6 protein-coding genes are annotated in these 6,014 nt (G+C 56.5%); 4 read left to right on the plus strand and 2 right to left on the minus strand.

Going from position 1 to position 6,014, the window contains the following annotated elements; translation table 11 throughout:
• Positions 1-11 precede the first annotated feature (11 nt).
• The 4 genes from nfi to CYR52_RS20790 all read left to right on the plus strand — a co-directional run bounded on the left by nfi (position 12) and on the right by CYR52_RS20790 (position 2,549).
• The gene (gene nfi, locus CYR52_RS20775) at positions 12-701 is read left to right on the plus strand and encodes a deoxyribonuclease V (RefSeq protein WP_072933613.1); all 690 of its coding nucleotides are present in this window, start codon (positions 12-14) and stop codon (positions 699-701) included.
• 56 nt (positions 702-757) lie between these two features.
• Positions 758-1,348, plus strand: coding sequence for a YjaG family protein (locus tag CYR52_RS20780; protein WP_072933604.1), 591 nt, complete (start codon positions 758-760; stop codon positions 1,346-1,348).
• Between the two features lie 189 nt (positions 1,349-1,537).
• A complete protein-coding gene (gene hupA / locus CYR52_RS20785) occupies positions 1,538-1,810 on the plus strand; it encodes a nucleoid-associated protein HU-alpha (protein WP_072933606.1) in 273 nt (90 codons plus the stop codon).
• A gap of 40 nt (positions 1,811-1,850) precedes the next feature.
• A complete protein-coding gene (locus tag CYR52_RS20790) occupies positions 1,851-2,549 on the plus strand; it encodes a DUF1481 domain-containing protein (protein WP_072933608.1) in 699 nt (232 codons plus the stop codon).
• A 94-nt stretch (positions 2,550-2,643) separates the two neighbouring features.
• Here CYR52_RS20790 and purD read toward each other — a convergent pair whose 3' ends face one another.
• Together purD and purH are read right to left on the minus strand one after the other, a co-directional pair.
• Positions 2,644-3,936 (minus strand): phosphoribosylamine--glycine ligase, encoded by a 1,293-nt coding sequence (gene purD, locus CYR52_RS20795; RefSeq protein WP_072933610.1) that lies wholly within the window; start codon positions 3,934-3,936, stop codon positions 2,644-2,646.
• A 46-nt stretch (positions 3,937-3,982) separates the two neighbouring features.
• Positions 3,983-5,572 (minus strand): bifunctional phosphoribosylaminoimidazolecarboxamide formyltransferase/IMP cyclohydrolase, encoded by a 1,590-nt coding sequence (purH, locus tag CYR52_RS20800; RefSeq protein WP_101829349.1) that lies wholly within the window; start codon positions 5,570-5,572, stop codon positions 3,983-3,985.
• Between the last annotated feature and the right edge of the window lie 442 nt (positions 5,573-6,014).

Genomic DNA, 6,014 nt, shown 5'->3' on the forward strand with positions numbered 1-6,014 from the left:
GAGCAGGTTTGATTGATACTCAGGAATTGCGCCAGCAGCAGATAATTAAGGCGGCGGAGGTGATCCGCCATGATGATTATTCGTTTGACCAGCCGGCTTTCATTGCCGGGGCGGACGTGGGGTTTGAGCAGGAAGGGGAAGTGACGCGCGCGGCCATTGCGCTGTTGCGTTACCCCTCGCTGGAGCTGGTGGAGTACCATATCGCCCGCATCAACACCACCATGCCCTATATTCCGGGTTTCCTGTCATTCCGTGAGTACCCGGCGTTGCTCGCCGCCTGGGAGAAGTTGCAGCAAAAGCCGGATCTGCTGTTCGTCGATGGCCACGGCATCTCCCACCCGCGGCGGCTGGGCGTTGCCAGCCACTTTGGCCTGCTGGTGGATGTGCCGACGATCGGGGTCGCGAAAAAGCGCCTGTGCGGCAAATTCGAGCCGCTGGGGCCGGAAGTCGGTGCGAAGCAGCCGCTGATGGACAAAGGTGAGCAGCTTGCCTGGGTGTGGCGCAGTAAAGTGCGCTGTAACCCGCTGTTTGTTGCCACCGGCCACCGCGTCAGCACTGACAGCGCGCTGATGTGGGTTGAGCGTTGTATGCGCGGTTACCGGCTGCCGGAACCGACCCGCTGGGCGGACGCCGTGGCGTCAAACCGCCCGGCTTTTCAGCGCTGGCAGGCGTTACCGCCCGCTTTAGGAATCGAGGAATAGGGTTCCGGGAAATTTTCGGGTACACTGCCGCGCAGCAACATTAATGAGAACTGAACATGTTACAAAACCCGATCCATTTGCGGCTTGAAAAGCTGGAAAGCTGGCAGCACGTCACCTTTATGGCGAGCTTGTGCGAGCGTATGTACCCCAACTATCAAATGTTCTGCCTGCAGACCGAATTTGGTGATCCGCAGGTCTACCGCCGTATTTTGGATCTGGTTTGGGAAACATTAGTCGTCAAAGACGCAAAAGTTAATTTTGACAGTCAACTGGAGAAGCTGGAAGAAGCTATCCCGTCGGCAGAAGAGTACGATCTTTACGGCGTTTACCCCGCAATCGACGCGTGTATCGCATTAGGGGAACTTATCCACTCGCGGCTTAGCGGCGAGACTTACTCTCATGCTGTTGCAATCAGCGAAACCTCGATCCGCACTGTCGCCATGCTGGAAATGACACAGGCAGGTAAAGAGATGACCGACGCCGAGCTGAAAGTATTGCCGGCAGTCGAGGAAGAGTGGGATATCCAATGGGAAATTTTCCGTCTGTTAGCCGATTGTGAAGAGCGCGATTTAGATCTGATCAAGGGGTTACGTTCTGACCTGCGCGAAGCAGCGGTTAGCAACATTGGGATAAATTTAACGCAATAAGGCAACAAAACGTGATTTAACGCCTGATTTGTCGTGCCTTAAGGCTTCACATCCGCACCCTGTCTGGTCTACATTTGGGGGGCGTAAAAAAAGTGGCTATCGGTGCGTGTATGCAGGAGAGTGCTGTCCATCGGCATATCCGTCGCACTCGATGCTTTGCAAACGATAAACACACTGTAAGGATAACTTATGAATAAGACTCAACTGATTGATGTAATCGCAGACAAGGCTGATCTCTCCAAGGCTCAGGCTAAAGCCGCACTGGAATCAACCCTGACCGCGATTACTGAGTCTCTGAAAGAGGGTGATGCTGTACAATTGGTTGGCTTCGGGACTTTCAAGGTAAACCATCGTAGCGAGCGCACCGGCCGCAACCCGCAGACAGGCAACGAAATCAAAATCGCTGCTGCAAACGTTCCGGCTTTCGTTTCTGGCAAAGCACTGAAAGACGCAGTTAAGTAATCGTAACCGCGCATCTGTGAAAAGAATAAACAGGGGGGCGATGACGCCCCTTTTGTTTGCCCGCCGCAGCCTGTTTGCCGCTTTGCTGGCAACCGGCCTGGCGGGCTGTAGCTTCCATACCGAACCGCCTACCTTCACCGCCAGCGGGTATATTGCCGATCAGGGCATTAACCGGCTCTGGCGCCAGGATGATGACCAAAACCATCCGCAAACGCTGATCAATGTCTACAGCCCTTACCGCGGCAAAGAGACCGTCGTCACGCGCTACGACTATCAGGACAACCACCTCAGCCAGATCCGCGAAACGCGTTATGTCCGCAACACCCATGACACCCACGATGGCCCTGACACCGAAACCGTGCAGCTGCGTGTTGACCCCGAGGGCAATGTCAGCTTTATGCAGCGCCAGAGTGCATCCGGCCGCGTGAAACTCTCTGCAGATGATATTGAGCGCTATAAGTATCAGGCGCGTGCAGTGCTGGAGTTAAGCGAAACGCTGCGGGCCGGGCAAGTCAACCTGATGCAGGGGCGCTGGAACCAGGGCGTCATCACCGCCTGTCATGGGGAAACCGTAAAACCCCAGTTTGGTACCTATTCACAGATATGGCTGGCAAAACGGGCAAGTCAGGCGAACGATCGCCTTGGGCTGGCATGGCTGAGCGCGCCGGAAGGCACTGAACTGCTGCTGGTGGCCAATGAAGACTTCTGCCGCTGGGAACCGAAAGCGGGTGAGTTGTAACGCGCTGTTCTGCTTACTGCCTTCTACTGAATAAAGAAGGCCTGCAAAATAAAAAAGGCGCCGAAGCGCCCTGTCAGATACCGGGTATCGCGAATCAGCGTGACTGGCTTTCGCGGGCAATGGCGCGGTAGCCGATGTCCCGGCGGCAGAAACTGCCTTCCCACTGAATCCCCTCTGCCAGCTGGTATGCCCGGTGTTGCGCCGCTGCCACGGTGGCACCCAGCGCCGTCACGCACAGCACTCGCCCGCCGTTGGTCACCACCCGCTCATCCTGCAAGCGTGTACCGGCATGGAACACTTTGCCGTCTGAGACTTCTTCCAGCGGCAGGCCGTGGATGATGTCGCCATTGGCATAGTTGCCCGGATAGCCACCGGCGGCCAGCACTACGCCCAGTGCCGGGCGCTCGTCCCAGTCAGAGCTTTTGCCACCCAGTTTGCCTTCTGCACCGGCCAGGCACAGCTCCACCAGGTCAGAACGCAGGCGCAGCATGATCGGCTGGGTTTCCGGGTCGCCAAAGCGGCAGTTGAACTCAATCACCTTGGGCTGGCCTTCGGCGGAAATCATCAGCCCGGCATACAGGAAACCGGTATAGGTGTTGCCTTCCGCCGCCATGCCGCGCACGGTTGGCCAGATGACCTGTTCCATAATGCGCTGGTGGATTTCTTCTGACACGACCGGGGCAGGGGAGTACGCCCCCATACCGCCGGTGTTCGGGCCGGTATCACCATCACCCACGCGCTTGTGGTCCTGGCTGGTCGCCATCGGCAGCACATGCTCACCGTCCACCATGACGATAAAGCTGGCTTCCTCACCGTCCAGGAACTCTTCCACCACAATACGGTGGCCCGCGTTGCCAAATGCATTGCCTGCCAGCATGTCAGTGACGGCCGCTTCGGCTTCTTCCAGGGTCATCGCCACGATGACGCCTTTACCGGCTGCCAGCCCATCCGCTTTAATGACGATAGGTGCACCTTTGCTGCGTACATACGCCAGCGCCGGCTCAACCTCGGTGAAGTTATGGTATTCCGCTGTTGGGATCTGATGGCGCGCCAGGAAATCCTTGGTAAAGGCTTTCGACCCTTCCAGTTGGGCGGCAGCTTGTGTCGGGCCAAAAATTTTCAGGCCGGCCGCGCGGAAGGCATCCACCACGCCGATCACCAGCGGGGCTTCCGGGCCGACAATCGTCAGGCCGATATCATTGGCTTTGGCAAACGCCAGCAGGCCGTCAATGTCCGTCGCCGCGATATCCACATTCACCAACAGAGGTTCCAATGCCGTTCCGGCGTTGCCCGGTGCGACATAAACGGTATCCGCCAGCGGGGATTGGGAGGCTTTCCAGGCCAGCGCATGTTCGCGGCCGCCGTTACCGATAATCAAGATGTTCATGTAATAACTCCGGAGCGGCGGGTGCCTCATGCACCCGCAGTAAAAACTAGTGGCGGAAATGGCGCATGTCGGTGAACAGCATGGCGATGCCATGTTCATTAGCGGCTGCAATCACCTCGTCGTCACGGATAGAGCCGCCCGGCTGGATCACGCAGGTCACCCCTACGGCCGCTGCGGCATCAATACCGTCACGGAAGGGGAAGAAGGCGTCAGACGCCATGACCGACCCTTTGACTTCCAACCCTTCATCTGCGGCTTTAATACCAGCAATTTTCGCCGAGTACACGCGGCTCATCTGGCCTGCGCCGATACCGATGGTCACATTATCACGCGCATAAACGATGGCATTGGATTTGACGAACTTGGCCACTTTCCAGCAGAACAGCGCGTCACGCAGCTCCTGCTCAGTAGGCTGACGCTGGGACACCACGCGTAAATCACGGGCGGCCACCATGCCCAGATCGCGATCCTGTACCAGCAGGCCGCCATTGACGCGTTTGAAATCCAGTGCGGTGGTGCGGCTTGTCCATTTACCACACTGCAAGACACGGACATTCTGTTTGCTGGCGGTCAGGGCCAGAGCTTCAGCGCTGACAGACGGGGCGATAATCACTTCCACAAACTGACGGCTGATGATCGCTTTGGCTGTTTCTGCGTCCAGCTCCCGGTTAAACGCAATAATGCCGCCGAAAGCTGAGGTCGGGTCCGTTTTATAGGCGCGTTCATAAGCGTCCAGCAGAGAGCTGCCGATTGCCACACCACAGGGGTTGGCGTGCTTGACGATAACGCAGGCCGGCTCACTGAACTCCTTCACACACTCCAGCGCCGCATCGGTATCCGCGATATTGTTATAGGAGAGCGCTTTGCCCTGTAACTGCTCGGCGGTCGCGACAGACGCTTCCTTGATCTCTTCTTCTATATAGAAGGCGGCTTTCTGGTGGCTGTTCTCACCGTAACGCATATCCTGCTTTTTGATGTAGTTCAGATTCAGCGTGCGTGGGAACTGGCCGGACGGCTCCTGGCTGTCGCCGTGGTAGGCCGGAACCAGCGTACCGAAATAGTTGGCGATCATGCTGTCGTAAGCCGCGGTGTGCTCAAACGCTTTGATAGCCAGATCGAAACGGGTCTCGAGCGTCAGGGCGTTCTCGTTGTCATCCATCTCACGCAGGATGGCCAGATAGTCACTGCTCTTTACCACAATCGCGACATCGTTATGGTTCTTGGCCGCAGAGCGCACCATCGTCGGCCCGCCGATATCGATATTCTCAACCGCATCTGCCAGGGAGCAGTCCGGGTCGGCAACGGTCTGGGCAAAGGGATAAAGGTTAACCACCACCATGTCGATTGGGGCAATGGCATGCTGTTGCATTACCTCATCATCCTGGCCACGACGGCCCAGAATGCCGCCATGCACTTTCGGATGCAGGGTTTTGACGCGCCCGTCCATCATCTCCGGGAAACCGGTATAGTCAGAAACTTCAGTGACCGGCAGACCGGCGTCTGCCAGCAGGCGGGCGGTTCCGCCTGTAGAGAGTAATTCAACCCCACGTTGAGACAATGCTTGGGCGAATTCGGTGATACCGGCTTTATCAGAAACGCTGAGCAATGCGCGGCGAATAGGACGACGTTGTTGCATGGTGGTTTTATCCCTTGGCTTTGGAGTCTCAATAAAGAGCGTTATGTGAATTCTGCCCGGGAATAAAGAAAAGCGGGCACTATTCAGATAACGCCCCCACAGGGGCAGCCAGTAGAACGTCATTAACAGCGCGCTGGAATTGTAGCGAAAACGATTGCGTGGTGCTCGTAAAATTTGGCCTCAGAATGCGGTTGTGGATAAGTTTGTGTAAAAAGAGGTATAAGGCCGGGTTTTGCTGTGGAATGCAGCAAACGACCACTTTTCTGCAAAATACCTGTTGCGGGCTGCGCGGAACTCCCTATAATGCGCCTCCATCGACACGGCGCAAGTGATTCACTTCACAAGCGACCGGGAAGAGAGAAAATAAGAGAAAAAACTTCTGAAAAAGAGGTTGACTCTGAAAGAGGAAAGCGTAATATACGCCACCTCGAGTTAGCAAGCG

Source organism: Chimaeribacter arupi, assembly GCF_002858805.1.
Lineage (GTDB): Bacteria > Pseudomonadota > Gammaproteobacteria > Enterobacterales > Enterobacteriaceae > Chimaeribacter > Chimaeribacter arupi.